This is a genomic window from Streptomyces sp. NPDC046876 (genome assembly GCF_040645035.1).
Lineage (GTDB): Bacteria > Actinomycetota > Actinomycetes > Streptomycetales > Streptomycetaceae > Streptomyces.
Genome location: NZ_JBEYXK010000001.1, coordinates 291,984 through 318,958, shown reverse-complemented (window position 1 = coordinate 318,958; position 26,975 = coordinate 291,984). Strand labels below are relative to the sequence as shown.

Sequence of the window (26,975 nt, the reverse complement as noted above, 5' to 3'; positions counted from 1 at the left end):
TGCCCTGCTGATCAGAGCCGGCCGCCGACGAAGACCGTGAGGTCGACGAGGCGGTTGGAGTAGCCCCACTCGTTGTCGTACCAGCCGACGACCTTGACCTGCTTGCCCTGGACCATCGTCAGGGAGGAGTCGAAGGTGCAGGAGGCCGGCCAGTTCACGATGTCGGAGGAGACGATCGCGTCCTCGGTGTAGTCGAGGATGCCCTTGAGCTGGCCCTCGGAGGCCTTCTGGAAGGCGGCGTTGATCTCGTCCTTGGTGACCTCGCGGTCGAGCTCCAGGACGAGGTCGGTGACCGAGCCGGTCGGGACCGGGACGCGCATGGCGATGCCGTCCAGCTTGCCCTTGAGCTGCGGGAGAACCAGGGCGGTGGCCTTGGCGGCACCGGTCGAGGTCGGGATGATGTTCTCGGCGGCGGCGCGGGCGCGGCGCAGGTCCGAGTGCGGGAAGTCCAGGATGCGCTGGTCGTTCGTGTACGCGTGGACCGTGGTCATCATGCCCTTGACGATGCCGAAGTTCTCGTCGAGGACCTTGGCCATCGGCGCCACGCAGTTGGTGGTGCAGGAGGCGTTGGAGATGACGTGGTGGTTGGCCGCGTCGTACTTGTCCTGGTTGACGCCCATCACGATGGTGATGTCCTCGTCCTTGGCCGGGGCCGAGATGAGGACCTTCTTCGCGCCGGCCGCGATGTGCTTGGCGGCGTCGGCCTTCTTCGTGAAGATGCCGGTCGACTCGATGACGATGTCGGCGCCCAGCTCACCCCAGGGGAGGTTGGCGGGGTCACGCTCGGCGAAGGTCTTGAAGGTGTTGCCGCCGACCGTGATGGTGTCCTCGGTGTGCGTGACCTCCTGCTTGAGGCGGCCGAGGATGGTGTCGTACTTCAGCAGGTGCACCAGGGTGGCGTTGTCCGTCAGGTCGTTGACACCTACGACCTCGATGTCCGCCCCCTGCTCCAGGAGAGCTCGGAAGTAGTTGCGGCCAATGCGGCCAAAACCGTTGATTCCTACGCGGATCGTCACGAACCGATCTCCTCGTTGGTGCGCCGGTCTGTGCGCCGGCGAGCTGTAAATGGGATGTCCCCGACCGCTTACGACCCTACCTCTCCGTGAGCTCGTGAGTGACATCGTCCGGACCGGACACACCCCCGGCCCCGCACCGGCGGGGCCGGTGCGGGACCGTTCGCGACCTCGGTCCCCGTCACTCCGGGTGAGCGGCTGCGGGGCCTCTGATCAGCGGTTCAGCGCGCGCAGCGCCTTACCGACGAGTAGGGTGCGGTCCTTCGCCGTCGCCAGGTGTTCCAGGCCGAAGCCGAGCAGGACCGTGTTACGCGTGGTGACCGACGCGTAGGACTTGAACAGCTCCCCGGAGCGGGCCCAGTCACCCGGCGTCTCGGGGCTCCCGGCCGGTGCGGGCTGCGCGGTCCAGGCGCCCAGCGAGGTCTCGAAGCCCTCGGCGGCCTGGTCCGCTCCGCCGACCGACAGGCGCGCCTCGTCCGCGAAGACGCCGCGGCCGCCCGCGCCGCCGTCCGTGACGTACGCCAGGGAGACCTCGACGGTGCGGCCCGCGTACGCGCTCAGGTCGAAGGAGACCTGCTTCCAGCCCTCGGAGGAGCCGGTGAAGCTGTTCCACGTGCCGCTGGTGCCCTGCGCGGAGCAGCTGCCGCTGCCGACCGTCAGGTAGTGGCGCAGGAACGGATGGCCGCCCACGAAGAACCCGGCCTCGCACTCCGCCGGGACGGCCGTGCTGCTCAGGCCGCCCGCGTCGGGCAGGGTGGTCCAGTCGTCGCCGCCCGCGGTGCGGGCCTCGAGGACGGCGTGGTCGTAGCCCTGCTCGGTGTTCCAGTTGAGGGCCGTCTTCAGCTGGGGCCGGTCGGCTGCGGTGACCTTGGTCAGGTCGAGGGTGCGGGTCAGGCGCTTGTAGTCGTCGTCCGCGTGCAGGGCCGCGGCCATGCCGGCGCCGGCGTAGGGGGCGTACGGATTGACGACCCCGGCGTACGAACCGCCCTGCGCGCTCTTGAACTGCGGGAACTGCGCCGGGGGCAGGGCCTCGGACGTCAGCGCGAAGGAGCCCGGGGCGTCGAGCGGGTTGCCCTCCGCGCCGCGCAGGGCGCCGCCGGCCCCCGCCAGGGCGCCGGTGCCGGTGAATCCGGTGGCGCCGCGGGCGGTGGTGCGGGCGTAGGCGCCGAGCCAGTACTGGCTGAAGTCGTCGGTCACGGCGGGCCCGACCTGGGCGTTGCCGCCGGCGAGCTCACCGGCCTCGATCAGCTTGCCGCCCTCGTTGAGGAAGTCGCGCAGGGCGAGCTGGGTGGGGCCGCCGGGGGTGACGGCTCCGGTGGAGTGGACGGCCGTACGGAAGTGGGAGAGCACGCCGAGGTGGTGCGGGGCTCCCTGGACGGCGACGTCCCAGACGGCGGCCGACTTGCCGTTGGCGCGCAGGGCGTCGACGTACTCCTGCGCGTGCTTGGCCTGTGCGCCCTCCTCGGCGATCACGAGGACGTCGGCGCGGGGCCGCTGGGCGACCGTGTACGTGAAGTGCTCGCTGGAGACCTCCTTGCCGGCGCCGTCGCGGCCGGTGAACCAGACCTCGACCCGGTCGCCGGGGCGGGCGCCGTCCACCTTCGCGCGGTACTCGTCGAACCAGTTGTTGTCGTCGCCGCCGTAGACGGAGCCGCCCTTCCAGGGCTTGAGGCCGTCGTCGTGGGTGCGGCCGCCGTTGATGCGGAACCTGAGCCGCTTGTCCTTCAGCGCCTTGCGGGCCGTGACGGAGACGGTCTGGTCCTCGCCCTTGGCCGCGTAGGAGGTGGTGAAGGGGTCGACCGTGAAGTCGGCGGCCTTCAGGCCCACCGGGGAGGCCGGCCGGTCCGGGTGCGCGGCGCTCTCGCCGACGGCGAGCGCGAAGGGCACGTTCTTTGCGAACTCGGCCTGGATCAGCTTCTCGTCGTCCGGGAAGTTGAAGCCGGAGCGGCAGTCCTCGGGCTTCCACCGGTCGTTCGGGTCGCTCGCGGAGGCCGTCTGGCAGGTCGTCATCTCCGGCGTGAACATCATGATGCCGTTGACGTTGGACGCGTGGCCGTCGGCCTCGCCGTTGGTGGTGTACAGCTCGGAGGAGACCTGCGGGTGGTAGCCGGGGACGGCCGGGTTCTCCGGGGTGCCGGCGAGCGCCTTGTAGGCGACGTCGTCCGGGGTGGGGGTGGCCACCTGCCAGCCCACGCCGTAGAGCAGCAGCTCCGCCGCGGAGTGGTAGTTGACGGCGTACCGGAAGCCGATGCGCTTCTCGAACCGGTCGAGGGCGACGGTCTCGGGCTCGGAGGAGGCCGCGGGGCCGCGGTAGGTCTCGCTCGACTGGTTCGGCGAGGAACCCTCGTTGTCGTAGCCCCACTTGTAGGCGAAGTTGCGGTTGAGGTCGACGCCGTCGCCGGTGGTGATCTTCCCGTCGCCGTTGTTGTCGCGCAGGTTCTTGCGCCACAGGCGGTTGCCGTCCGCGGCGTGCGTGTAGTCGTAGCCGTCGGGGTTGGCGGACAGCAGGAACCACAGCTCGGTGGAGTCCACCAGGCCGGTGATCCGCTGGTCCTTGCCGTAGTTGTCCAGGGTGTGGTGCATCAGCCGCCGGGTCATCTCCGGGGTGATCCACTCGCGGGCGTGCTGGTTGGACATGTAGAGCACGGCCGGCTTCCCGCCGTCGCGGGTGGTGCGGGCGTTCTTGCTGACCTTCAGCGCGAGGATGTCCTTGCCCTGGACCGTCTTGCCGATGGAGACGACCTTGGCCAGGTCCGGGTGGTCCTGGGCGGTCTTGAGGATCTCCTCCTGCAGGCCCCCCTTGCCGCTGTACGGGCGGAAGACCCCGTCGCCGGGCGCCTGGGCCCGGGCCCCTTGGCGGACCTGGCGCTCGGCGAGCTTCACGCCGCGGGCGGCGAGGCCGTCCGCCTGGGCGCCGGTGAGGATCAGCTCGACCTTGGCGGTGCCGTTCTGCGGGGCGCGCTCGGTGAGTTCGTGGGCGTCCTGGCCGGCGGCGAGGACGAGCGGGACCTGTTCCCTGGTGATCTCCGCGTCGTAGACCCGTACCTCGTCGGTGTCGGCGCCGGATGCGGCGCCTTCCGCTGGGCGGGCCTGGGCCGTCGCCGGAAAGGCGGCGGCAGTGGTTCCGATGAGCAGTGCAGTGGCGGCGAGGATCAGTCTCGCGCGGTGCCTCATGTGCCCCCCTGGGCGTCGACTGCCACGAAAGCGTTCGCACGACAGGCTCACGATCGCCGCGTGCCCATGTCAATGGGGCGGTACCGGGAACCGGTCGCCGGAAGGCCGGCAAAGGAGAGGAGGCCCGCACACGGCGCGGTGCTGCGCTGTGCGGGCCCCCCTGTGCGGCGTACGGTGGCGCCGGCCGGCCGGTGCCGGCCGTCACCCGGCCATGTTGTCGGCCATCTCCTCGCTGAGGTTCGACTCCGTGCCCGGGATCCCGAGGTCCTGGGCCCGCTTGTCGGCCATCGCCAGCAGGCGCCGGATCCGGCCGGCGACCGCGTCCTTGGTCAGCGGCGGATCGGCCAGGGCGCCCAGCTCCTCCAGGGAGGCCTGCTTGTGCTCCATGCGCAGCCGGCCCGCGGCGGCCAGGTGCTCGGGCACCTCCTCGCCGAGGATCTCCAGGGCGCGCTGGACGCGGGCCCCCGCGGCCACGGCGGCCCGGGCGGAGCGGCGCAGGTTCGCGTCGTCGAAGTTGGCCAGGCGGTTGGCGGTGGCGCGCACCTCGCGCCGCATCCGCCGCTCCTCCCACGCCAGCACCGACTCGTGGGCGCCGAGCCGGGTCAGCAGGGCGCCGATCGCATCGCCGTCGCGGACCACGACGCGGTCCACGCCGCGCACCTCGCGCGCCTTGGCGGCGATGGAGAGCCGACGGGCGGCGCCCACCAGGGCCAGGGCCGCCTCCGGGCCGGGGCAGGTGACCTCCAGGGAGGAGGACCGGCCCGGCTCGGTGAGCGAACCGTGGGCCAGGAAGGCGCCGCGCCAGGCCGCCTCGGCGTCACAGGTGGCCCCGGAGACCACCTGCGGGGGAAGACCGCGGATGGGGCGGCCGCGGCCGTCCACGAGGCCCGTCTGGCGTGCCAGCTGGTCGCCCCCGGCCACGACCCGGACGACGTAGCGGCTGCCGCGGCGCAGCCCGCCGGGCGCCATGACCACCAGGTCCGAGGAGTGTCCGAAAATCTCCAGGATGTCCTTGCGCAGGCGCCGCGCCGCGATCCCGGTGTCCAGCTCCGCCTCGATGACGATCCGGCCGCTCACCAGGTGCAGACCGCCCGCGAACCGAAGGATCGCCGAGACCTCCGCCTTCCTGCAGCAGGTCCGGGTGACGGGGAGCCGGGAGATCTCATCCTTCACCGCTGGCGTCATCGCCATGGGCCGATCCTTCCATGCATCCGAAAAATACGGTCGTACGCGGCGGCGAGCAGCTCCGGGTCGTGCTTGGGGGAGCCGTCTTCCCTGGCCACCGGCGCCAGCTCGACCGCGGCACCGAAGCGCTGGGCGGCATCGGCGAGGGACTCGCGGTCGGGCACGGCGGCCTGGTCGGCCAGCACCACGTCCAGGGCGAGTTTAGGGGCGTGTCGGGCCAAAACCTCCAAATGACGCTGCGGAGAGAAGCCCTCTGTTTCGCCGGGCTGCGGGGCCAGGTTCAACGACAGGACCCGCCGGGCCTTGGTCTCCATCAGCGCGTCGAGCAGCTCCGGCACCAGCAGGTGCGGGATCACCGAGGAGAACCAGGACCCGGGCCCGAGCACCACCCAGTCGGCGTCCAGGACCGCGGCGACCGCCTCCGGCACCGCCGGCGGATCGCCCGGCACGACGTGCACGGACAGCACCTCGCCGGGTGTGGTGGCCACGGTGGCCTGCCCCCGGACGGTGTCCACGTCCGCCGGGCGCGCCGGGTCGTGGCCGCGCACCAGCGCCTGGAGCTCCAGTGGCACCGCCGACATCGGCAGCACCCGGCCCTGCGCGCCGAGGAGCCTGCCGACCAGGTCCAAGGCCTGGACGGGGTCGCCGAGCTGCTCCCACAGGGCCACGATCAGCAGGTTGCCCACCGCGTGCTCGTGCAGGGCGCCCGCCGACTGGAAGCGGTGCTGGATGACGCGGGCCCAGGTCTGGCCCCAGTCGTCGTCGCCGCACAGCGCGGCCAGCGCCTTGCGCAGGTCGCCGGGCGGGAGCACGCCGAGCTCCTCGCGCAGCCGGCCGCTGGAGCCGCCATCGTCGGCGACGGTGACCACGGCGGTGAGCTCGCCGGTGATCCGGCGCAGGGCGGCCAGGGAGGCCGACAGGCCCATGCCGCCGCCGAGCGCGACGACCTTGGGCGCGGCCGCCTGGGGGGCGGCGCCACGGCGCCGCCCGGTGCGTTCCGCGCCGTCCGCACCGCGCCCGGAGGTGAGGCGGCGCAGGCGGCGCAGCCGCAGGGTACGTCCGGTCACTCGCGCCCCATGTCCCGGTGGACCACGACGGTCTCGACCCCTTCGGAGGCGAGGCGGGCGGCGAGCTTCTCGGACATGGCGACGCTGCGGTGCTTGCCGCCGGTGCAGCCGACGGCGATGGTCACGTACCGCTTGCCCTCGCGGCGGTAGCCGGCGGCGATGAGCTGGAGCAGCTCCGTGTAGCGGTCCAGGAACTCCTTGGCACCGGGCTGGCTGAAGACGTAGCCCGACACCTCCGGGTTCAGGCCGGTGAAGGGGCGCAGCTCCGGGACCCAGTGCGGGTTCGGGATGAAGCGGCAGTCGACGACCAGGTCGGCGTCGACGGGCAGGCCGTACTTGTAGCCGAAGGACATGACGGTGGCCCGCAGCTCAGGCTCCTCGTCGCCCGCGAACTGGGCGTCCATCTTGGCGCGCAGCTCGTGCACGTTCAGGCTGGAGGTGTCGATGACCAGGTCGGCGTCGCCGCGCAGCTCGCGCAGCAGGTCGCGCTCGGCGGCGATGCCGTCGACGATGCGGCCGTCGCCCTGGAGGGGGTGCGGGCGGCGCACCGACTCGAAGCGGCGGACCAGCGCGTCGTCGGAGGACTCCAGGAACACGATGCGCCGCGTGACGCCGCGCAGCTCGAGGTCGGCGAGGGACTCGCGCAGGGCGTCGAAGAACTGGCGGCCGCGGACGTCGACGACGACGGCGATGCGGGCCACGTTGCCCTGCGAGCGGGCGCCGAGCTCCACCATGGTGGGGATCAGCGCGGGCGGGAGGTTGTCGACGACGAACCAGCCGAGGTCCTCCAGACACTTGGCCGCCGTGCTGCGGCCGGCCCCGGACATCCCGGAGATGATCACCAGCTCGGGGATGGCGGCCTCGGCGCTCTCGCCGGGCTCCAGTGTCGTGCCCGTACTCACCTGTGCTCCGTCTCGGTCGTACTCGGTCTCGTGCTCGGTCATGGCGCGGTCCCCCGTTCGGACGACGTCCCCGCGGGTGCGGGGGTCTCATCCTCAATGATCTCCCCTGTCGCCGTGTTGACGGCAGGAGCGGCGGGGACCGCCTGGGCGAGGGCTGCGGCCACCGTCTCGGCCGTCTTGCGTCCTATGCCCGGGACCTCGCAGATCTGGTCGATTGTCGCCTGTCTCAGCTTCTTCACCGAACCGAAGTGTTTGACCAGGGCCTGCTTGCGGCTCTCGCCGAGCCCGGGCACCTCGTCCAGCGGGCCGGCCTTGAGCCGCTTGCCGCGCTTGCTGCGCTGGTACTGGATGGCGAACCGGTGGGCCTCGTCACGGACCCGCTGGAGCAGGTAGAGGCCCTCGCTGGTGCGGGGCAGCACGACCGGGTCGTCCTCGCCGGGCAGCCAGACCTCCTCCAGGCGCTTGGCCAGGCCGCACACCGCCACGTCGTCGATGCCGAGCTCCTGCAGGGCCCGCTGCGCGGCCGCCACCTGCGGCTGCCCGCCGTCGACCACGACGAGCTGCGGCGGGTACGCGAACCGCTTGGGCCGCCCGTCGTCGGCGGCGACCTCGGCGGGGACCTCACCGGAAGCGTCCCGTTCGGCGTCCTGGGGCTCCCACTCCCCCGTCTTCAGCTTCTCCTGCAGATAGCGGCGGAAGCGCCGGGAGACCACCTCGTGCATGGAGCGGACGTCGTCCTGGCCCTGGAAGGACTTGATCTGGAAGCGCCGGTACTCGCTCTTGCGTGCGAGCCCGTCCTCGAAGACGACCATCGAGGCCACGACGTCCTCGCCCTGGAGGTGGGAGATGTCGAAGCACTCGATGCGCAGCGGCGCGCTGTCGAGGTCCAGGGCCTCGGCGATCTCCTCCAGTGCCCGGGAGCGGGTGGTGAGGTCGGCGGCCCGCTTGGTCTTGTGCAGGGCGAGGGACTGCTGGGCGTTGCGGTGGACGGTCTCCATCAGCGCCTTCTTGTCCCCGCGCTGCGGTACGCGCAGGCTCACCTGGGAGCCGCGCCGCCCGGCGAGCCACTGGCCGAGGGTGGCCGCGTCCTCCGGCACCACCGGGACCAGCACCTCCTTGGGCACGGACTCGCCGGTCTCCTCCCCGTACAGCTGCTGGAGGGCGTGCTCGACGAGCCCGGCCGTGTCGACGGCCTCCACCTTGTCGGTGACCCAGCCGCGCTGGCCGCGGACCCGGCCGCCGCGGACGTGGAAGATCTGCACCGCGGCTTCCAGCTCGTCCTCGGCGACGGCGATCAGGTCCGCGTCCGTGGCGTCGGCCAGCACGACCGCGTTCTTCTCCATGGCGCGGCGCAGGGCCCCTATGTCGTCGCGCAGCCGGGCGGCCCTCTCGTACTCCATCTCCTCGGCGGCGTCGTGCATCTGCCGCTCGAGGCGGGAGAGGTACGCGCCCGTCCGGCCGGCCATGAAGTCGCAGAAGTCCTCGGCGAGTTCGCGGTGCTCCTCGGGGGTGACGCGGCCGACGCAGGGGGCGGAGCACTTGCCGATGTAGCCGAGCAGGCAGGGGCGACCGATCTGCGCGGACCGCTTGAACACCCCGGCGGAGCAGGTCCGCACCGGGAACACGCGCAGCATCAGGTCCACGGTCTCCCGGATGGCCCAGGCGTGCGCGTACGGCCCGAAGTACCGCACGCCCTTCTTCTTGGGCCCGCGCATGACCTGGACCCGGGGGTACTCCTCGTTCAGCGTCACGGCCAGGGACGGGTAGCTCTTGTCGTCCCGGTACTTCACGTTGAACCGGGGGTCGTACTCCTTGATCCAGGAGTACTCCAGCTGGAGCGCCTCGACCTCGGTGGACACCACCGTCCACTCGACGGACGCCGCGGTGGTCACCATGGTGGCCGTACGGGGGTGCAGGCCGGCGATGTCCTGGAAGTAGTTGGCCAGGCGCTGGCGCAGGCTCTTGGCCTTCCCGACGTAGATCACCCGGCGGTGCTCGTCGCGGAAGCGGTAGACCCCCGGGGAGTCGGGGATCTGCCCCGGCTGGGGGCGGTAGCTGGAAGGGTCGGCCATGCCGCCCACCCTACTGTCGCCGACCGACAACAAACCCCCCGCGGCCCGCGCCCCGCCCGGCCACGACCGCCCGCGGAGTCCGCCGGCCCGCCGACCACCGCCCCGGGCGGTTGCCCGGGGCAGTCCCCCTGAGGGGTCCACCGCCAAGTCCGTCGACCGCGGACCGCGGGTGGCTGATCGCGCAGTTCCCCGCGCCCCTGAGGGCCCACCGCCAGTCCGCCCACCGCGGACCGTGCGTGGCCGATCGCGCAGTTCCCCGCGCCCCTGAGGGCCCACCGCCAGTCCACCCACCGCGGACCGTGCGTGGCCGATCGCGCAGTTCCCCGCGCCCCTGAGGGTCCACCGCCAGTCCACCCACCGCGGACCGTGCGTGGCCGATCGCGCAGTTCCCCGCGCCCCTAGGGGTCCACCGCCAGTCCACCCACCGCGGACCGTGCGTGGCTGATCGCGCAGTTCCTCGCGCCCCTGGGGCGCTACTGCGGTCCGCTGACTGCGGCAGTGCCACCCCTTCGGGGCCGCCCTCAAGGGGCGCGAGGAACTGCGCGAGCAACCCCCCACAGCCCGCAGACAACCGGACCACGAGGGCGAACCCTAGGGGCGCGAGGAACTGCGCGATCAGCCACGCACGGTCCGCAGGCAGCCGGGCACGGGCCACCCCCCAGGGGCGCGGGGAACTGCGCGAACAACCACCCACAGCCCGCAGACAGCGGAGCACAGGGACCACCCCAGGGGCGCGGGGAACTGCGCGACCAGCCACCCACGGCCAGCAGACGGCCGGACCACGAGGACCACCCCAGGGGCGCGGGGAACTGCGCGAGGTGGCGGGCGGGGCCCGGCCTCCCGGGAGCGTGGGCCCCGGGAGGCCGGGGCGGGGTCAGGCCGGGTGGCGCCGGCGGTGCACCCGGAGGGCGCCGGCGGCGGCCAGGACCAGGGCGGCAGCGACGGCACCGGCGGCGGCCGGGAAGCCGGCACCCGCACCCCGCGGCGCGTCGGCGTACCCGCCGGCCCGCCCCGCCTCCGCGTACGCCGACCCCGCCAGCTTGTCCCCGTACGCGGCGACCACCCGCACCCGGTACCGGCCCAGGCTGGTCCCCCGTTCACCCACCGCCCGCACCGCGTCCTCGTCCAGCGGCAGCACCCGCCCGCCCCCGGCGACGTACCACGCGTCGATCTGCGGCTCCCGGAACACCACACCCCCCGGCAGCTTCACGGCGCCGAGCTGCGCGTAGCGGAATTCGTCGTCGCCGGTGGCGATGTTCACCACCTGCCAGCCCGCCTCGGTCCGGGCGGTCCACAGCGCGGCCACCTGCCCGTCGGAGGAGACGGCTTTGCTGGCGAGGAACTCCAGCCGCGCCACGTCCGCCCCCGCCTTGCCCGCGACGAAGTCGGGCGAGAGGTGGTTGACGGGGACGGCCTCACCCTCGATGCGCGGCTGCGCGGCGGCCTCGCCGACCTTGCCCTCACGGGCGAAGAACCGGGAGACGGTGGCCAGGGTCTCGGGCGCGCCGGCCGCCCGCGCCGCGGCGGCCCTCACCTCGGCGGTCGCGGCCGCCGGCTGCGGCACGGGCACCGCCCCGGCCGCCGGGACCGGTCCGAGCACGGCGGCGGTCGCCGCAAGGAACACCGCGCCGGCGGCAGCGCAACGCTTCGTCATGGCGGTCATGGCGGTCACGGCGTCACGCCCCGATCCGGTAGAGCGAGTGGGTCCAGGAGAAGGTGCTGTTGTCCACGTACCAGGCGTGCGAGGCCCAGTTGTAGCGGTCGCTGGAGGGCCAGGGGTCGCCCCAGTACACCCAGCTTCCCGAGGTGTCGTAGCCGTAGATGACGTGCATGTGGCCGCCGCCGTTGGACCACTGGATCCGTGTCTCGATCGGCCGGTCGGCGTTGATCTCGGTCTGGACGGTGGAGTACCGCAGCCAGCCGTTCACGTACGAACCGGAGTTGATGCCGGCCCAGTCCAGGGCGGTCTGGACGTTGCCGAGCGTGGCCTGGTTGTTGGGGCAGTCGTAGCCCTGCGGCCGGTTGAAGGCGGCGTTGCAGAACTGGTTCTGGGTGTAGGTGCGGCCGAACCAGGTGGCGATGGTGTTGCCGGCGGCGGCCCAGCACCAGTTGGTCTTCTGCTGGGCCTGCATGGTGATGTCGAGCCGCTTGTACGCCAGAGCAGCGCTGTCGGCGGTGACAGCACTGACACCAGCCGCGGCGGGAGCAGTAGCAGGGGCAGGCGTACCGGCATCCGCGGCGGTTGCGGTGCCGGTGGACAGAGCGAAGAGCAAGGCGGTCACGACGGCGGCCAGCGGGAGCCACCGGTTTCGGTTGCGCATCGCGTTCCTCCCGTGGGGATGTGGGGATCGGAGGAGCGCGTCCGGACGCTGTGGAGGAGCATCAGGGTGTTGTCGCGACCAGGTCAACACGCTTCAATACGCGGTGACATTGCAGTGTGAATGGCGGGATAGCAGTGTGAACGGCCGCCGACCCTTCACCTGGACCCACCTCGATCCCGGGTGCACCCGCGAGCTCTCCCGCCCCACCGCACGTGAATGTTCACAGGAGGGAGCCGCCATGCCGCCGACCGACAACAGCGCCCAGGAGCTCCCCCGCCTGCTGCACACCGGCCCCTTCCACGTCGCGCTGCGCGCCGCGCTCGCGGCCAGCGGCCTGCCCCTGCACCGCGTGCAGCACCGGCTCGCCGCCCGCGGCATCCGGATCGGCGTGACGAGCCTCAGCTACTGGCAGCAGGGCGCCCGCCGGCCGCGCCGGCCCGAGTCGCTGCGGGCGGTGCGCGCCCTGGAGCAGATCCTGGAGCTGCCGCAGGGCACCCTGCTGCGGCTGCTGGCCGCACTGCCCGGGACCGCGGGGGAGGGGGCGGGGCGCCCGCCGGCCCGCTCCTACCGGGCCCTGGTCAGCGTCGGCGCGGCCGTGGAAGGCCTGCTGGCCGGAATGGAGCTGCCCTCCGACGGCGGCCTGCACACGGTGGGCCACCACGAGCGGGTGCGGATCGGGGCGGGCGGGGAGCTGCTGGGGCGCGAGTCGCAGCACGTCGTACGGGCCCACCGCGACGGGGTGGACCGCTACCTGGCCGTCCACCACGGCGATCCGGGCTGCGACCCGGCCCGGGTCCGCGTCCGGGCGGTGGAGAACTGCCGCACGGGCCGCGTCCGGTGGCATCGGGAGGCCGAGGTGCTGGTGGCGGAGCTGCTGTTCGACACGCGGTTGCGGGCCGGGGAGACATACGTCTTCGGCTACGGCTTCGAGGACGGCACCGGCGCGCGCTGCACCGAGTACGTGCGCGGGTTCAGCTACACCGGCGGCCAGTACGTCCTGCAGGTCCGCTTCGACGAGGCGGCGCTGCCGGTACGCTGCCGGCGCTTCAGCAGGTCCGGCCCGGGGGCGCCGCGCAGCGGCCTCGCGGACCTGACGCCGAGCGGGCGGCACCGGGCGGTGCACCTGGTGGAACCGGGGGTCCGGCGCGGCATCCTCGGCATCGCCTGGGACTGGGCGTAGCCGGCGTACGGGCATCCGCCGGAGCCGAGCCCCTGGGGCTCCGCCCCAGACCCCGCGCCTCAAACGCCGGCGAGGCTGAACTCCCCGGCCGGCGATTGAGGCACGGGACCTGGGACAGCGCCCCAGAAACCCAGCCAACTCCGCCGACGCCCGGAACGGGGGGCCCGGCCAATCCAGCCCCGCGGCGATTGAGGCGCGGGGTCTGGGGCAGCGCCCCAGAAGCCCGGGAGGCTCCGCCGACGCCCGGAACCGGGGGCGGCAAAACAGCCCCGCCAGCCATTGAGGCGCAGGGCCTGGGACAGCGCCCCAGAAGCCCAGCCGGGCACCGCCGACGCCGGGGACCGCGGGCCGGCACATCCAGCCCCGCCGGCGTTTGAGGCGCGGGGTCTGGGGCGGAGCCCCAGGAATCCCGGCTCCCCCACCGCCCAAGCCGGGGGCCCGGCAAAACCAGCCCCGCCGGCGATTGAGGCGCGGGGCGGGCGGAGCCCGGGACCGGCGGAGCCGGGGGCCGGGGCCGGCGCAGGAGCCGGCTCAGCCGGCGATCAGCTTGCCGCCCTCGGCCTTGACCGGCACGGCCGGCAGCGGCTCGGCGGCCGGCCCACGGAGCACCTTGCCGGTCGTCACGTCGAAGCGGCTGCCGTGGCAGGGGCAGTTGCCCTCACCCTCGACGATCTTGTCCAGGACGCAGCCGGCGTGCGTGCACTGCGCGCTGAACGCCTTGTACTGGCCCTCCGCCGGGCAGCTGACGACCAGCTTCTTCTCCCGGTACAGCTTCGCCCCGCCGACCGGGACCTCGGCCGCGGCCCCCAGCTCGACCGGCTCCGCCGGCACCGCGGGGCCGCCCGCGCCGCCGGCGGGCCCGGGGGAGCAGGCGGTGAGCGCCGCACCGGCCCCGGCGGTCCCGGCGGCTCCGACGATCGCGGCGGCGCCCTTGAGCACGGTACGGCGGGCGGCGGACTGCGTCGCGGACATGCGGTTTCTCCTGGTGATGGGGATGGGGACGGGGATGGTGCGTGCGGGACGCGGGACGCGCGCCATGGCGTACGGCGCGGTCGGGCGGCGGCGGGGCCACCGGCCCGGCGGGCCCGGGCCCACCCGACGATACCGGGGCCGGATGGGATACCTTCCCCCGCGTGATCGTCGTCGGCGGAGAAGCCCTGATCGACCTGGTGCCCGTGGCGCAGCCGCCGGGTGCGCTGCTGCCGCGGCCGGGCGGCGGACCGTACAACACCGCGCTCGCGCTCGGCCGCCTCGGCGCCGAGGCGGCCTTCTGCTCCCGCGTCTCGGCGGACGGCTTCGGCGAGAGCCTGCTGGCCGGGCTGCGGGCGGCCGGGGTGGACCTGTCCCTGGTGCAGCGCGGCCCGGAGCCGACCACGCTGGCCGTGGCCTCCCTGGGCCCGGACGGCTCGGCGGCGTACGGCTTCTACGTGGAGGGCACGGCGGACCGGCTGTTCGCCCTGCCCGAGGCGCTGCCCGCCCGCGCCCGGGCACTGGCGCTGGGCACCTGCTCGCTGGCGCTGGAGCCGGGCGCGAGCGCGTACGAGGCCCTGCTGCGCCGGGAGTCGGCACGCGGGCTGCTGACCCTGCTGGACCCCAACATCCGCCCGGCGCTGATCGCCGATCCGGCGGCGTACCGGACCCGCTTCCTGGGCTGGCTGCCTTCGGTGTCGGTGCTGAAGCTGTCGGAGGAGGACGCCGGCTGGCTCGGCGGCCGGGTGGACGACTGGCTGGCGGCGGGGCCGTCGGCGGTGGTCCTCACCCGGGGCGCGGCGGGGCTGACGGTACGGACGTGGGAAGGCGCCGGGTACGCCGAGTACGCGGTGCCCGCGCCGGCGGTGGCCGTGGCGGACACGATCGGGGCCGGCGACACGGTCAACGCAGCGCTGCTGCACCGCCTCGCGGGCCCGGACCGGGCGGCGGACGGGGCGGTCGACTGGCCGCAGGTGCTGGCCTTCGCCGCCCGCGCGGCGGCGCTGACCTGCACCCGGACCGGCGCGGAGCCCCCGTACGCGGCCGAGCTCAGCCGATAGCGGCCCAGAGGGTCCGGGCCACGGCGGGGGCGAACTCCTCGACCGGGGTGACCACGTCCTCGCCGGAGAAGTGCAGGAAGAACGCCCGCTGGAAGCAGGCGCCGAGCAGCAGCGCGGCGGCGGCCTCGGGGTCGGCGTCGGGGCGCAGCCGGCCGGCGTCGAGCTCGCGGCGCAGGTGGCGGGCGAGGGCGTCGCGTACGACGTGCGGGCCGGTGCCGATCTGCCGGACGCCTTCGCGGTGGCGGGTGAGCAGCGCGGGTTCGGCGAAGAGCGAGGCGGCCAGGGGCATGGCGTCGGCGTAGAAGTGCGCGGCGTGCCGGGCGATGGCGGTGAGGCCCTCCGGCACCGGGCGCTGGGGGTGCTCGGCGGTGAGCTCGGCCATGAGGGGGCCGGCGTTGGGGGTGCGTTCCATGAGGACGCGGACGAACAGCTCCTCCTTGTTGGCGTAGTGCTTGTAGAGCGCGGCCTCCGAGCAGCCGGCCTCGCGGGCGATGGCCTTGGTGGTGGTGTTGGCCAGGCCGATGGTGCGCATGAGTGTCTCGGCGGCGTCGAGGAGCCGCTCGGGGGTGGGCCGGCTTGACTTCGAGGTGAGCATTCACTCACCCTAAGGGACGGAGGGGTGAGTGAGTACTCACCCACCCTTGAGACCGGAGATGGACGCGGAGGTCGACGATGACGGCGATGGGACCCATGAGGCTGACGGTGTTCGGGGCCACGGGTGGGGTGGGCCGCGAAGTCGTGCGGCAGGCGCTCGAGGCGGGGTACGAGGTCACGGCGGTCGTCCGCGACCCGGCCCGGCTGGGGGTGGCGGACCACGACAGGCTCCGGGTGGCGGTGGTGCCCGACCTGACCGACGAGGACGCGCTGGTACCGGTGCTGGCCGGCCGGGACGCGGTCGTCTCGGCGCTGGGCGCCGCGAGCAACAAGCAGGCGCGGCTGAGCCCGGTGACGGGGCCGGCCCTGCGGGCCGTGCTGGCGGCCATGGACCGGGCGGGGGTGAGCCGCCTCGCGGCGGTGAGTGCGGCGCCGGTAGGGCCGGACGTGCCGGGTGACGGGGTGGTGGCCCGCAAGGTGTTCCTGCCGCTGCTGCGGCGGGCGTTGCGGGATCTGTACGCGGACCTGGAGGTCATGGAGGCGGAGCTCCGGGCGAGCGGGGTGCAGTGGACGGTGATCCGGCCGCCGCGGCTGCTGAACCGGCCGCGGACCGGGAGCTACCGCCGGGTCATCGGGGCCAATGTGCCCGGCGGCCGGGTGATCTCCCGGGCCGATGTCGCGGACGCCCTGCTGGTGTCCCTGACCGACCCGGCGACCGCCCGCCGCCCGGTGGGCGTAGCCGCCTGAACCCGTCTCCGGGCCGAGGAGCGGAAGCCCCGAAAAATCCCGGCTCCGCCGGGCACTGGGCTCTGCCCAGACCCGCGCCTCAAACGCCGGCGAGGCTGGTTTTGCCGGACCCCGGCTTCGAACGCCGGGTAGGCCCAAACCCGCCTCCCGCCTTCGCAGCGGGGATGGGCCACTTCAGCCTCGCCGGACCCAAGCTTCGAAACGCCGGCGAGGTGGGACTTATCGGGCCGGGCTTCGAACGGTGGCGAGGCATGGGCCGTTCCCGCCCCCTTCGAAGCAGGGGTGGGCCACTTCAGCCTCGCCGGCGTTTGAGGCGCGGGGTTTGGGGCGGAGCCCCAAGAAACCCGGCTCCGCCGGGCACCGGGCTCCGCCCGGACTCTCCCCCAGACTCCGTCCGGGGGACGCCTACTCAAACGCCGGCGGGGCTGGATTCGCCGACCCTCGGCATCGAAACGGGCGGGCCGGGGGGCCGGATCTTGCCGGACCCGGCGTCGAACGTTGACCAGGCCTGGGCCGTCCAGGCCTCGCTTCGAAGCGGGGGTGGGCCACTTCAGCCCCGCCGGCGTTTGAGGCGCGGGGTCTGGGGCGAAGCCCCAGCAGCCCGGCCCCGCCGAAGCCGAAGGCGCTCGGCGGGGCCGGCCGACGCCTGGGGGCGGCCCTCACGGGGGTGGGGCCGCCACTTGGCGGGCGGGTCGGGCCCTCTCGTCGGCGCCGGACCGGCGTCAGGCCTTGCGGGTCCGGGTCGTGGTCTTCTTCGGCGGGGTCGCCTTCTTGGCGGCCGTTTTGCGGGCCGCCGTCTTGCGGGCCGGGGCCGGCACCAGGGCCGCCGCGTCCGAGATCCGGTCCGCGCCCAGGATGTCCCGCAGGAACTTGCCCGTGTGGCTCGCGCCCACCGACGCGACCTGCTCGGGCGTGCCCTCGGCGACGACGAGGCCGCCCCCGTAGCCGCCCTCGGGGCCCATGTCGATGACCCAGTCCGCGGTCTTGATCACGTCGAGGTTGTGCTCGATGACGATCACCGAGTTGCCCTTGTCCACCAGCCCCGACAGGACCTTGATCAGCTTCGAGATGTCGTCGAAGTGCAGACCGGTCGTCGGCTCGTCCAGCACGTACACCGTCCGGCCCGTCGACCGCTTCTGCAGCTCGGAGGCCAGCTTCACGCGCTGCGCCTCACCGCCCGACAGCGTCGGCGCCGACTGCCCGAGGCGGACGTAGCCCAGGCCGACCTCGGTCAGGGTCTTCAGGTGCCGGGAGATCGTCGGCACCGCCTCGAAGAACTCCAGCGCCTCCTCGATCGGCATGTTGAGGACGTCCGCGATGGACTTGCCCTTGTAGTGGACCTCCAGCGTCTCGCGGTTGTACCGGTCGCCGTGGCAGACCTCGCACGGGACGTAGACGTCCGGCAGGAAGTTCATCTCGATCTTGATGGTGCCGTCGCCGGAGCAGTTCTCGCAGCGGCCGCCCTTGACGTTGAAGGAGAAGCGGCCGGGCAGGTACCCGCGGACCTTCGCCTCCATCGTCTCCGCGAAGAGCTTGCGGATGTTGTCGAAGACGCCGGTGTACGTGGCCGGGTTGGACCGCGGGGTCCGGCCGATCGGCGACTGGTCGACGTGGACCACCTTGTCGACGAGGTCGTCGCCGTCGACCCGGGTGTGCCGGCCCGGCACGGACCGGGCACCGTTCAGCTCGCGCGCCAGGTGCGTGTACAGGATGTCGTTGACCAGCGTCGACTTGCCCGAGCCGGACACGCCCGTCACCGCCGTCAGCACGCCCAGCGGGAAGGAGACGTCGATGTCGCGGAGGTTGTTCTCCTTGGCCCCGTGGACCGTGAGCTTGCGGTCGCCGTTGACGGGCCGGCGCATCTCCGGCACCGCGATGGACTTCTTCCCGGACAGGTACTGCCCGGTCATCGACTGGCCGTTCTTCAGCAGCTCCTTCAGCGAGCCGCTGTGCACGACCTTGCCGCCGTGTTCGCCGGCGCCCGGGCCGATGTCCACGACCCAGTCCGCGACCTTGATGGTGTCCTCGTCGTGCTCGACGACGATCAGGGTGTTGCCCATGTCGCGCAGCCGCACGAGCGTCTCGATGAGGCGGTGGTTGTCGCGCTGGTGCAGGCCGATGGAGGGCTCGTCCAGCACGTACAGCACGCCGACCAGGCCGGAGCCGATCTGCGTGGCCAGCCGGATGCGCTGGGCCTCGCCGCCGGACAGGGTGCCCGCGGCGCGGTTCAGCGAGAGGTAGTCCAGGCCGACGTCGACGAGGAAGCGGAGCCGCTCGTTGACCTCCTTGAGGACCCGCTCGGCGATCTTCTTGTCGCGGGCGTCGAGCCGCAGCTGCCCGAGGAACTCGGCGCACTCGCTGATCGACATCGCGGCGACCTCGGCGATGGACCGCTCCATCACCGTCACCGCGAGCACGATCGGCTTGAGCCTGGTCCCCTCACAGGTCGGGCAGGGCACCTCGCGCATGTAGCCCTCGAAGCGCTCGCGGCTGGCGTCGCTCTCGGACTCCGCGTGCCGGCGCTTGACGAACGGCACGGCGCCCTCGAAGGCCGTGGTGTAGGCCCGCTCGCGCCCGTACCGGTTGCGGTAGCGGACCTCGATCTGCGTCCTGTGCCCGTACAGCAGGGCCTTCCTCGCCCGCTGCGGCAGCCCGGCCCACGGGATGTCCGTACGGAAGCCCAGCTCCTCGGCGAGCGCGCCGATCAGCCGCTGGAAGTAGTCCTTGGTGTGGCCGAGCGACCACGGGGAGACCGCGCCCTCGTCGAGGGACTTCTCCTCGTCCGGGACGATCAGCTCCGGGTCGACCTCCATGCGCGTACCGATGCCGGTGCACTCGGGGCAGGCGCCGAAGGGCGAGTTGAAGGAGAAGGAGCGCGGCTCCAGCTCCTCGAAGGAGAGGTCGTCGTACGGGCAGTACAGGTGCTCCGAGTACATCCGCTCGCGCTCGGGGTCGTCCTCGGCGAGGTCGACGAAGTCGAGGATGACCATGCCGCCGGAGAGGCCGAGGGCGGTCTCCACCGAGTCGGTCAGGCGGCGCTTGGCGCTGTCCTTGACGGTGAGGCGGTCGACGACGACCTCGATGGTGTGCTTCTCCTGCTTCTTCAGCACCGGCGGCTCGGAGAGCTGGATGGTCTGCCCGTCCACCCGGGCCCGGCTGTAGCCCTTGGTCTGGAGGTCGGAGAAGAGGTCGACGAACTCGCCCTTGCGCTCGCGCACCAGCGGCGAGAGCACCTGGAAGCGGCTGCCCTCGGGGAGCGCGAGCACCTTGTCGACGATGGCCTGCGGCGACTGCCGCGAGATCGGCCGGCGGCATTCGGGGCAGTGGGGCTTGCCGATGCGCGCGAAGAGCAGGCGGAGGTAGTCGTAGACCTCGGTGATGGTGCCGACCGTCGAGCGCGGGTTGCGCGAGGTCGACTTCTGGTCGATCGAGACGGCCGGGGAGAGGCCCTCGATGAAGTCCACGTCGGGCTTGTCCATCTGCCCCAGGAACTGGCGGGCGTACGACGAGAGCGACTCGACGTAGCGGCGCTGGCCCTCGGCGAAGATCGTGTCGAAGGCCAGGGAGGACTTGCCCGACCCGGAGAGTCCGGTGAAGACGATGAGTGAGTCGCGGGGCAGGTCGAGCGAGACGTTCTTGAGGTTGTGCTCGCGAGCGCCACGAACGATGAGACGGTCGGTCACGCCGGTCCGCACCTTTCTTGAGAGAGCGGGGGGCACGGGCCCCCGTCCCAGGGTATGGGGGGCGCCTCTGCAATGGAGTGGAGCTGGACTTCCGAGCGTATAGCACGCGCATTCGATTTACGGCACTCCGCCGTCTGCTTCACCCGTTCGTGTGGCCGGGGTGCCCGCGCACTAGGCTCGACTCCATGACTGATCATGTGCACGACCTGCGATCTGTACGTGAAGCCACGGACCGGCTGCTGACCGCGGTCGCGAAACTGGACAACGCCGCCCTCGCCGAGGAGTCACTCCTTCCCGGCTGGTCGCGGGGCCACGTCCTGGCCCACCTCTCCCGCAACGCCGACGCCCTCGTCAACGTCCTCGCCGGCCGGCCGATGTACGAGAGCGGCGAGGCCCGCGACGCGGACATCGAGCGCGACGCCCCGCGCCCGCTCGACGCCCAGCTCGCCGACCTGCGCGCCACCCACGAGGGCTTCCTCGCCGAGACGGACCGGGACCAGGACTGGTCGCGCACCGTCGAGCTGCGCAACGGGGTGACCGACCTCGCCTCGAACGTGCCGTTCCGCCGCCTCGTCGAGATCGAGCTCCACCACGTCGACCTCAACATCGGCTACGGGCTCTCCGACCTCCCCGAGGAGTTCACCGACCGGGAGATCGCCTTCCTCGCCGACCGCTGGTCCGGCCGCCCCGGCGTCCCCCCGGTCACCCTCACCACCTCCGACGGCGAGCCGGTCGCGCGCACGGGCGGCACCGAGGGCACCCCGGTGACCCTCAGCGGCCCCAAGGACGAGCTGCTCGGCTGGCTGGCCGGCCGCGGCCTCAAGGGCGCCCACCTCGCCGTCGAGGCCGGCGGCGGCCTGCCCGAGCTCCCCCCGCTCTAGGATCAGGACATGACGTACAGCGGAGCGGTGAAGGTCGGCGGTCCCGCCGACGTGCATGAACTCGCGGACCTGATGATTTCCAAGGTCGCCGTGGGCCCGATGGACAACAACGCCTACCTGCTGCGCTGCCGGGCCACCGGCGAGCAGCTGCTGATCGACGCGGCCGCCGAGGCGGAGACGCTGCTGAACCTGATCGGGGACGACGGCATCGCGTCCGTCGTGACCACCCACCGCCACGGCGACCACTGGGGCGCGCTCCAGGCCGTGGTCGATGCGACCGGCGCGCGGACCTACGCGGGCGCCCTGGACGCCGAGGGCATCCCGGTCGCGACCGACGTGCCCGTGGCGGACGGGGACACGATCACGGTCGGGCGGGTCTCGCTGACCGCCCGCCACCTGGTCGGACACACCCCCGGCTCGATCGCCCTGATCTACGACGACCCGCACGGGCACCCGCACGTGTTCACCGGGGACTGCCTCTTCCCGGGCGGCGTCGGCAACACCCGGGGCGACGCGAAGGCCTTCGCCAGCCTCATCGACGACGTGGAGACCAAGCTGTTCGCGCAGCTGCCCGACGAGACCTGGGTCTACCCGGGGCACGGCAACGACACCACCCTCGGTGCCGAGCGGCCGCATCTGGCCGAGTGGCGCGAGCGCGGCTGGTAGGTCTCGGTCATCTCCGGGGCGCCGTGCACTCGTTCCGGTCGAAGATGACCGAACGCCCGTCCCGGGGCCGCGGGGAGGGGTAACTGCTGCACCATGCAACACGACCCCTCCCCGCCCCTGTCCCCGGCCTCCCTTCCCGCCCCTCCTGCCGCTGCGGCCCCTTCCTCCCCCGCTGCCTCGGCCTCCTCCCCTCCCGCCGGGCCCTCGACCTCTCCCGCCGGGCCCTCGATGCTGCGGCTGGCATCGGCCTCGCTCGCCGGGACCGCCATCGAGTTCTACGACTTCTTCGTCTACGGCACGGCCGCCGCGCTCGTCCTCGGCCCGCTGTTCTTCCCGTCCTTCTCCCCGCTCGCCGGAACCCTCGCCGCCTTCGGCACGTTCGGGGTCGGCTTCCTCGCCCGGCCGCTGGGCTCCGCGCTCTTCGGGCACATCGGCGACCGCTACGGCCGCCGCCCGGTGCTGCTGGCCTCGCTGCTGCTCACGGGCCTGGCCACGGTGGCCGTCGGCTTCGTGCCCACGTACGCCTCCATCGGCCTGGCCGCGCCGGTCCTGCTGCTCGTGCTGCGCTTCCTCCAGGGCCTCGGCCTCGGCGGCGAGTGGGGCGGCGCGGTCCTGCTGACCGCCGAGCACGCCCCGGAGGGCCGGCGCGGGCTGTGGGCGAGCTTCCCGCAGGTCGGCCCCTCGGTGGGCTTCCTGCTGGCCAACGGCATGACCCTCACCCTGTCGGTGACGCTGACCGACGCCCAGTTCGCCTCCTGGGGCTGGCGCCTGCCGTTCTGGGCGGCGGGCGTACTGGCCCTCGGCGGGCTGTGGCTGCGCCGCTCGGTCGAGGAGACCCCGCAGTTCCGCGCGCTCACCGAGACGGGCCGGCGGGCCGACGCCCCGCTGGCCGAGGTGGTGCGCGGGCACTGGCGGCTGCTCCTGCTGACCGGCGGGGCGCTGGCCGCCGCGTACGCCGTGTTCTACGGGGTCACCACCTGGGCCCTGGCGTACGGGACCGAGCACCTCGGCATGGCGCGCACCACGATGCTGGCCTGCGTGCTGACCGGGGTCGGGATCATGGCCCTGTGGACCCCGGTGGCGGCGGTCCTCGGCGACCGCTTCGGCCGGCGACCGCTGTGCCTGGCGGGCTGTGCGCTGTGCGCGGTGTGGATGTTCCCCTTCGTGGGGCTGCTCGGCACGGCGCATCCGCTGTTGGTGGCCGTGGGCGCGGTGGGCGCGCTGCTGTGCATCGGCACGGTGCTGTCCGTGATCGGCGCGTACCTGCCCGAGCTGTACGCCCCGCGGATCCGCTGCACCGGTGCGGCCGTCGGCTACAACCTGGGCGGGGTCCTCGGCGGGGCGCTGACCCCGATCGTGGCGACGGCGCTGGCGGACGGCTCCGGTCCGCCGTGGGGGGTGGCCGCGTACCTGACCGCGGTGGCGGTGGTGAGCCTGGGCTGCTTCGCGCTGCTGCCCGAGACCAACCCCGGGCGCGCACGGGGCAGGGCGGACGGGGCGGGTGCGGACGCCGAGGCGGGGGCGGCCGGGGCGGCCGCCCCCGCGTAGCCCCGCGGGGCCGGCGGACGCGTCAGGCGCCGATGCTCTCCGGGCGGGCGGCGGCCTCGGCCTCCGCCCGCTTCCTCGAGGCCGTCAGGCTGGTGATCGTGGTGATCACCAGGACGCCGCAGATGACGCCCAGTGAGACCGGGATGGAGATCTGCGGGACGTGGACGCCCGACTCGTGGAGGGCGTGCAGGACGAGCTTGACGCCGATGAAGCCCAGGATGACGGACAGGCCGTAGCTGAGGTGGACCAGCTTCTTGAGCAGGCCGCCGATGAGGAAGTACAGCTGGCGCAGGCCCATCAGGGCGAAGGCGTTGGCGGTGAAGACGATGTACGGGTCCTGGGTGAGCCCGAAGATCGCGGGGATCGAGTCCAGGGCGAACAGCACGTCGGTGGTGCCGATGGCGAGCATGACGACCATCAGCGGGGTCAGGACGCGCTTGCCGTTGGTCCGGATGAAGAGCTTGGTGCCGTGGTACTTGTCGGCGACGCCGAACTTCTTCTCGACGGACTTCAGGAGGCGGTTCTCCTCGAACTCCTCTTCCTCCTCGCCCGCGCGGGCCTCCTGGATCAGCTTCCAGGCGGTGTAGATCAGGAACGCGCCGAAGAGGTAGAAGACCCAGGAGAAGGTGGTGATGATCGCGGCGCCGGCGGCGATGAAGACCGCGCGCAGCACCAGGGCGATGAGGACGCCCACGAGCAGGACGCGCTGCTGGAGGTGGGAGGGCACCGAGAACTTCGCCATGATCAGGACGAAGACGAAGAGGTTGTCGACGCTGAGCGACTTCTCGGTGATGAAGCCGGCGAAGAACTCCTGGGAGGCCTGGCCGTGGCCGAAGAACATCAGGCCGAGTCCGAAGAGCACGGCGAGGACGATCCAGACGACGGTCCAGATGCCCGCTTCCTTGATCGATACGTCGTGCGGCTTGCGTCCGATGATGAAGTCGGCGCCGATGAGGATGCCGAGACCGAGAACGGTCAGCACCCACAGGGTCAGGGAAACATCCATTGGTCCACGCCTCCGGCAGATGGCTCAGCACGAGGTCAGCGTCATCGCTGCCGGAGGTCTCTTCCACCCGCGCGGCCTGGAGGCCGGGGGCCGGCGCCCCGGGACCGCAGTGGTCCGTACTGACGGGCACGCCGTGGCAGGAAAGCAGGAATACTCCCCTCCGCGGGCACCAGGGTACCCGTCAGAGGCGGAAAAGGTAAAGGGAAGGCCAAGGGCCGGTCATGGGCGGGCATGGCGGCGGGCTCGGGCGGCCCGCTCCAGCGCCTCCTCCAGCGCCAGGCCGCCCGGCGGCGGCAGGTCCGGCGAGAAGGTCCAGGCGTGGCCGACCCAGGGGTCGGCGAGGTGGTCGTCGGGCACCGGGGAGAGCCGCATCAGCGAGCGCCACAGCGGGTCGAGGAGCGGACCGTACGCGGAGGCCTCGTCGCGGTCGGCGACCATCAGCAGGTGCACGCCGACCGCCGGGCCCTCGTCCGCCAGGTAGCGCAGCTGCGTGACGGCTCGGTCGTCGAAGCCGTGTGGGAAGTCGTGGACGATCAGCAGCTGCTCGGCCGTGTCCACGTCGGGCGGCAGGTCCTCGGGGGCACCGGCCCGCACCGCCATCTGTACGAGGTCCACCCGGCGGGTCAGTCGCGCCAGGGTGTCCGCGACCCCGGCGGCCCCCACGGCGGGCGGCGCGGCCAGCACCCCGGCGTGGACGAGCGGCGCCAGGGCGGCGGCCCCGGCCCCGGCCGCGTCGATGACGTGGACGGAGAACCCGCCGGCCGGGTGGACGGCGAGCATCCGCGCCGCATGGGCGACGGCCATGTCCATGGCGGCCCGGCGCAGCCGGTCGGTGTCCATGGCCATCGCCGCCTCGGAGCCGGTGCGGCCGTTGTCGATCCACAGGCCGCGCTCCAGCGGGAGCCGCACCAGCATGGGGATCCGCAGCCCGGGCCGCTCCGGCAGGTGCAGATCGCCCAGGCGCAGGGCCATCGGGGCCTCGTCGGGCACCTGGTGGCCCTGCCAGACCGGGGCCGCCCAGCGGGCGTACGCGGCCGGCAGCGCGGGCTCGACCACCTCGGCCTCGGCGGCCAGCTGGGCGAGGTCCCGGTCGAGCGCGGCCCGGGCCTGGGCGACGAGCTCCTCCCGGCGGGCCCTCGCGGTGTCGCGGGCGGCCTCACCGGAGCCGGCCAGGCGGTGGCCGGGGTCGGACAGGGCCTCGTCGAGCTCGCGGTCGAGGCGGGAGTCGGCGAAGTCGCACGCGCTGCGGTAGGCGGCGACCGTACGGGCCAGGTCCTCGAACATGCCCCAGACCTGGTTGTAGAGCCGCTCGTCCATGGACCAGCCGGTGGCGTCACCCGCGACGGGGGCGGGCGGCTCGCCCGGACCCGCCGGAGCGGCGGCCGCCGGGGCCGGCTCGGGCGGCTCGGAGGTACTGCGGCGTCGGCGCGGGTGCACGTAGTCGACGGTGGACGGGCCGCCGGCGGTGTCCGCGGGCACGGGGCCGGGCGTACCGGCGTACGGGACGCCGGAGACGGGCACCGGGCCCGGCTCCGGGACGGGCACCGGCTCCGGGAGGCTCTGCGCCGCACCCGGCGCGGCCGCGGCCGGGACGGCGGCGAGGCTGTGCCCGTCGCGCGCGGCGGTGCCCGCCACGGCCGAGGCGAGCGCCGTCGCGGCCGGGGCGCCGAGGCCCGCGTCGGCGAGCAGCGCGGCCAGCCCGTCGGCGTACCCCTGGCCGACGGCGCGGACCTTCCAGGTGCCCTGGCGCCGGTACAGCTCCAGGGAGACGAGGGCGGTCTCGGCATCCAGGCCGGTCAGCGTGTACCCGGCGAGCTCGGCGCCCTCCGGGTCGGCCACGGCCAGGCGCGGCGCGGGGACGGCACCGAAGCGCGCCGGGCCGCCGGGCGGCAGCACGAGCACCACCCGGACCTGCTGCACGGCGGGCCCGACGGCGTCGAGGTCGACGGCGAAGCGGTGTTCGCCCGCTGCCGCCCCCGGCACCGTGAACCCGGGCAGGGCCGGGGCGGCGGGGTGGGCCAGCGCGTCGGGGCCGGTCAGCCGGCCCTCGTCGTCGCAGGCACAGGCCAGGGCGAGCACGTCCGTGCCCGCCGAGACCCTGATCTCCACCCTGCTCAGGGACAGGGGGTGGTTCTGCCCCCGGACCAGTTCGGCCGTCATCGTGCAGCCCTCCCCCGTGGCCTTGCCGTGCCGTGCTGTGCTGTGTGCTGCGCGTCCCGTACTTGCGCGTTCTGTGTGTACTTGCGCGGTCCTACGCGTTCTGACGCGGTGTCGCGGGTGCTCGGTTCTTCCGCGCCGGGCCTACAGGTGCGGCAGGATCGCCGGCATCAGGTCCTGGAAGGTCCGGCCGTTGGCCGGGGTGCCCAGGGCCGTCATCTGCCAGCCGCCGCCCGCGCGCGAGACCTTGGCCATGATCTGGGCCGTGTACTGGCCGCCGCCGTCGAGGGTGTAGCGGGCCAGCTCCTGGCCGTTGGTCTCGTCGACGAGGCGGCAGAACGCGTTCTGCACCTCCTGGAACGTCTGGCCGGTGAACGAGTTCACCGTGAAGACGATCTGGTCGATGTGGACCGGCACCCGCTGGAGGTCGACGAGGATCGACTCGTCGTCACCGCCCTGGCCGGCGCCGCCGATCAGGTTGTCGCCGGTGTGCCGCACCGAGCCGTCGTCGCTCTGCAGGTGCCGGAAGAACACCACGTCCACGGGCTGCTTCTCGGCGAACAGCACCGCCGAGGCGTCCAGGTCGATCTCCCGGGTCCGCGAGCCGAACAGCCCGCGGCGCTTGGCCGCCTGCCAGCCCAGCCCCATGCGGACGGAGGTCAGCGTCCCCCCGTCGCCCTTCTGCAGACTGATGGCCTGCCCCTTGGACAAGTTGACCGTCACGCGCTGTCCCCTTTCATAGCCACCCC

At 73.1% G+C, this 26,975-nt stretch carries 20 protein-coding genes; 6 read left to right on the top strand and 14 right to left on the bottom strand.

Going from position 1 to position 26,975, the window contains the following annotated elements:
- Nucleotides 1-11: 11 nt before the first annotated feature.
- From gap to ABZ924_RS01420, 8 genes are all read right to left on the bottom strand, one after another.
- Nucleotides 12-1,016, bottom strand: coding sequence for a type I glyceraldehyde-3-phosphate dehydrogenase (gap, locus tag ABZ924_RS01455; RefSeq protein ID WP_361902181.1), 1,005 nt, complete (start codon nt 1,014-1,016; stop codon nt 12-14).
- Between the two features lie 210 nt (nt 1,017-1,226).
- Nucleotides 1,227-4,187, bottom strand: a complete 2,961-nt coding sequence (locus ABZ924_RS01450) for a M14 family zinc carboxypeptidase (RefSeq protein WP_361902178.1) — start codon at nt 4,185-4,187, stop codon at nt 1,227-1,229.
- Nucleotides 4,188-4,388: 201 nt separating this feature from the next.
- Nucleotides 4,389-5,378: a DNA-binding protein WhiA gene (whiA, locus tag ABZ924_RS01445; RefSeq protein ID WP_361902175.1), complete on the bottom strand. Its 990-nt coding sequence runs from the start codon at nt 5,376-5,378 to the stop codon at nt 4,389-4,391.
- Complete coding sequence (yvcK, locus tag ABZ924_RS01440) at nt 5,369-6,439, bottom strand: uridine diphosphate-N-acetylglucosamine-binding protein YvcK (RefSeq protein ID WP_361902172.1); 1,071 nt, start codon at nt 6,437-6,439, stop codon at nt 5,369-5,371. Before yvcK ends, whiA begins: the two co-directional genes overlap by 10 nt.
- Complete coding sequence (gene rapZ, locus ABZ924_RS01435) at nt 6,436-7,383, bottom strand: RNase adapter RapZ (protein WP_361902169.1); 948 nt, start codon at nt 7,381-7,383, stop codon at nt 6,436-6,438. The genes yvcK and rapZ overlap by 4 nt, the downstream gene beginning before the upstream one ends.
- Nucleotides 7,380-9,413 (bottom strand): excinuclease ABC subunit UvrC, encoded by a 2,034-nt coding sequence (uvrC, locus tag ABZ924_RS01430; RefSeq protein ID WP_361902166.1) that lies wholly within the window; start codon nt 9,411-9,413, stop codon nt 7,380-7,382. The genes rapZ and uvrC overlap by 4 nt, the downstream gene beginning before the upstream one ends.
- 874 nt (nt 9,414-10,287) lie before the next feature.
- Complete coding sequence (locus ABZ924_RS01425) at nt 10,288-11,067, bottom strand: hypothetical protein (protein WP_361902163.1); 780 nt, start codon at nt 11,065-11,067, stop codon at nt 10,288-10,290.
- Nucleotides 11,068-11,089: 22 nt separating this feature from the next.
- Nucleotides 11,090-11,734, bottom strand: a complete 645-nt coding sequence (locus ABZ924_RS01420; protein ID WP_361902160.1) for a papain-like cysteine protease family protein — start codon at nt 11,732-11,734, stop codon at nt 11,090-11,092.
- A 238-nt stretch (nt 11,735-11,972) separates the two neighbouring features.
- Here ABZ924_RS01420 and ABZ924_RS01415 point away from each other — a divergent pair, with 238 nt between their 5' ends.
- The gene (locus ABZ924_RS01415; RefSeq protein ID WP_361902157.1) at nt 11,973-12,914 is read left to right on the top strand and encodes a hypothetical protein; all 942 of its coding nucleotides are present in this window, start codon (nt 11,973-11,975) and stop codon (nt 12,912-12,914) included.
- Nucleotides 12,915-13,445: 531 nt separating this feature from the next.
- On the opposite strand, the gene ABZ924_RS01410 is transcribed toward ABZ924_RS01415, so the two are convergent.
- On the bottom strand, nt 13,446-13,886 hold the full coding sequence (locus ABZ924_RS01410; RefSeq protein WP_361902154.1) for a Rieske (2Fe-2S) protein: 441 nt from the start codon (nt 13,884-13,886) through the stop codon (nt 13,446-13,448).
- Nucleotides 13,887-14,047: 161 nt separating this feature from the next.
- On the opposite strand from ABZ924_RS01410, the gene ABZ924_RS01405 reads away from it, so the two are divergent.
- On the top strand, nt 14,048-14,944 hold the full coding sequence (locus ABZ924_RS01405; RefSeq protein ID WP_361902151.1) for a carbohydrate kinase: 897 nt from the start codon (nt 14,048-14,050) through the stop codon (nt 14,942-14,944).
- Here ABZ924_RS01405 and ABZ924_RS01400 read toward each other — a convergent pair.
- On the bottom strand, nt 14,934-15,539 hold the full coding sequence (locus tag ABZ924_RS01400) for a TetR/AcrR family transcriptional regulator (protein WP_361902148.1): 606 nt from the start codon (nt 15,537-15,539) through the stop codon (nt 14,934-14,936). The two genes, ABZ924_RS01405 and ABZ924_RS01400, sit on opposite strands and share 11 nt — an antisense overlap.
- 86 nt (nt 15,540-15,625) lie before the next feature.
- On the opposite strand from ABZ924_RS01400, the gene ABZ924_RS01395 reads away from it, so the two are divergent.
- Complete coding sequence (locus ABZ924_RS01395; protein ID WP_361902144.1) at nt 15,626-16,285, top strand: NAD(P)H-binding protein; 660 nt, start codon at nt 15,626-15,628, stop codon at nt 16,283-16,285.
- Nucleotides 16,286-17,007: 722 nt separating this feature from the next.
- Here ABZ924_RS01395 and uvrA read toward each other — a convergent pair.
- Nucleotides 17,008-19,968 carry an excinuclease ABC subunit UvrA gene (gene uvrA / locus ABZ924_RS01390; protein WP_361902141.1) on the bottom strand — a complete coding sequence of 987 codons (2,961 nt, stop codon included), beginning with the start codon at nt 19,966-19,968 and terminating at the stop codon, nt 17,008-17,010.
- A gap of 185 nt (nt 19,969-20,153) precedes the next feature.
- On the opposite strand from uvrA, the gene ABZ924_RS01385 reads away from it, so the two are divergent.
- From ABZ924_RS01385 to ABZ924_RS01375, 3 genes are all read left to right on the top strand, one after another.
- Nucleotides 20,154-20,849: a maleylpyruvate isomerase family mycothiol-dependent enzyme gene (locus ABZ924_RS01385; RefSeq protein WP_361902138.1), complete on the top strand. Its 696-nt coding sequence runs from the start codon at nt 20,154-20,156 to the stop codon at nt 20,847-20,849.
- Between the two features lie 9 nt (nt 20,850-20,858).
- Nucleotides 20,859-21,515: an MBL fold metallo-hydrolase gene (locus ABZ924_RS01380; protein WP_361902135.1), complete on the top strand. Its 657-nt coding sequence runs from the start codon at nt 20,859-20,861 to the stop codon at nt 21,513-21,515.
- Between the two features lie 228 nt (nt 21,516-21,743).
- Nucleotides 21,744-23,063, top strand: coding sequence for an MFS transporter (locus tag ABZ924_RS01375; RefSeq protein WP_361902132.1), 1,320 nt, complete (start codon nt 21,744-21,746; stop codon nt 23,061-23,063).
- A gap of 22 nt (nt 23,064-23,085) precedes the next feature.
- Here the strand turns inward: ABZ924_RS01375 and ABZ924_RS01370 are convergent, their stop codons facing one another.
- From ABZ924_RS01370 to ABZ924_RS01360, 3 genes are all read right to left on the bottom strand, one after another.
- The gene (locus ABZ924_RS01370; protein WP_361902130.1) at nt 23,086-24,069 is read right to left on the bottom strand and encodes a TerC family protein; all 984 of its coding nucleotides are present in this window, start codon (nt 24,067-24,069) and stop codon (nt 23,086-23,088) included.
- 219 nt (nt 24,070-24,288) lie between these two features.
- Nucleotides 24,289-26,229 carry a TerD family protein gene (locus tag ABZ924_RS01365; protein ID WP_361902127.1) on the bottom strand — a complete coding sequence of 647 codons (1,941 nt, stop codon included), beginning with the start codon at nt 26,227-26,229 and terminating at the stop codon, nt 24,289-24,291.
- Nucleotides 26,230-26,370: 141 nt separating this feature from the next.
- Nucleotides 26,371-26,949 carry a TerD family protein gene (locus tag ABZ924_RS01360; protein WP_361902124.1) on the bottom strand — a complete coding sequence of 193 codons (579 nt, stop codon included), beginning with the start codon at nt 26,947-26,949 and terminating at the stop codon, nt 26,371-26,373.
- Nucleotides 26,950-26,975: the final 26 nt, after the last annotated feature.

What these genes read in the sequence shown, in the direction of transcription:
- ABZ924_RS01365 (WP_361902127.1), bottom strand. Translation starts at nt 26,229, where the DNA reads ATGACGGCCGAACTGGTCCGGGGGCAGAACCACCCCCTGTCCCTGAGC.
- ABZ924_RS01415 (WP_361902157.1), top strand. Translation starts at nt 11,973, where the DNA reads ATGCCGCCGACCGACAACAGCGCCCAGGAGCTCCCCCGCCTGCTGCAC.
- ABZ924_RS01385 (WP_361902138.1), top strand. Translation starts at nt 20,154, where the DNA reads ATGACTGATCATGTGCACGACCTGCGATCTGTACGTGAAGCCACGGAC.
- ABZ924_RS01375 (WP_361902132.1), top strand. Translation starts at nt 21,744, where the DNA reads ATGCTGCGGCTGGCATCGGCCTCGCTCGCCGGGACCGCCATCGAGTTC.
- ABZ924_RS01410 (WP_361902154.1), bottom strand. Translation starts at nt 13,886, where the DNA reads ATGTCCGCGACGCAGTCCGCCGCCCGCCGTACCGTGCTCAAGGGCGCC.
- ABZ924_RS01395 (WP_361902144.1), top strand. Translation starts at nt 15,626, where the DNA reads ATGGGACCCATGAGGCTGACGGTGTTCGGGGCCACGGGTGGGGTGGGC.
- ABZ924_RS01420 (WP_361902160.1), bottom strand. Translation starts at nt 11,734, where the DNA reads ATGCGCAACCGAAACCGGTGGCTCCCGCTGGCCGCCGTCGTGACCGCC.
- ABZ924_RS01400 (WP_361902148.1), bottom strand. Translation starts at nt 15,539, where the DNA reads ATGCTCACCTCGAAGTCAAGCCGGCCCACCCCCGAGCGGCTCCTCGAC.
- whiA (WP_361902175.1), bottom strand. Translation starts at nt 5,378, where the DNA reads ATGGCGATGACGCCAGCGGTGAAGGATGAGATCTCCCGGCTCCCCGTC.
- ABZ924_RS01425 (WP_361902163.1), bottom strand. Translation starts at nt 11,067, where the DNA reads ATGACGAAGCGTTGCGCTGCCGCCGGCGCGGTGTTCCTTGCGGCGACC.
- uvrC (WP_361902166.1), bottom strand. Translation starts at nt 9,413, where the DNA reads ATGGCCGACCCTTCCAGCTACCGCCCCCAGCCGGGGCAGATCCCCGAC.
- rapZ (WP_361902169.1), bottom strand. Translation starts at nt 7,383, where the DNA reads ATGACCGAGCACGAGACCGAGTACGACCGAGACGGAGCACAGGTGAGT.
- ABZ924_RS01450 (WP_361902178.1), bottom strand. Translation starts at nt 4,187, where the DNA reads ATGAGGCACCGCGCGAGACTGATCCTCGCCGCCACTGCACTGCTCATC.
- ABZ924_RS01380 (WP_361902135.1), top strand. Translation starts at nt 20,859, where the DNA reads ATGACGTACAGCGGAGCGGTGAAGGTCGGCGGTCCCGCCGACGTGCAT.
- ABZ924_RS01370 (WP_361902130.1), bottom strand. Translation starts at nt 24,069, where the DNA reads ATGGATGTTTCCCTGACCCTGTGGGTGCTGACCGTTCTCGGTCTCGGC.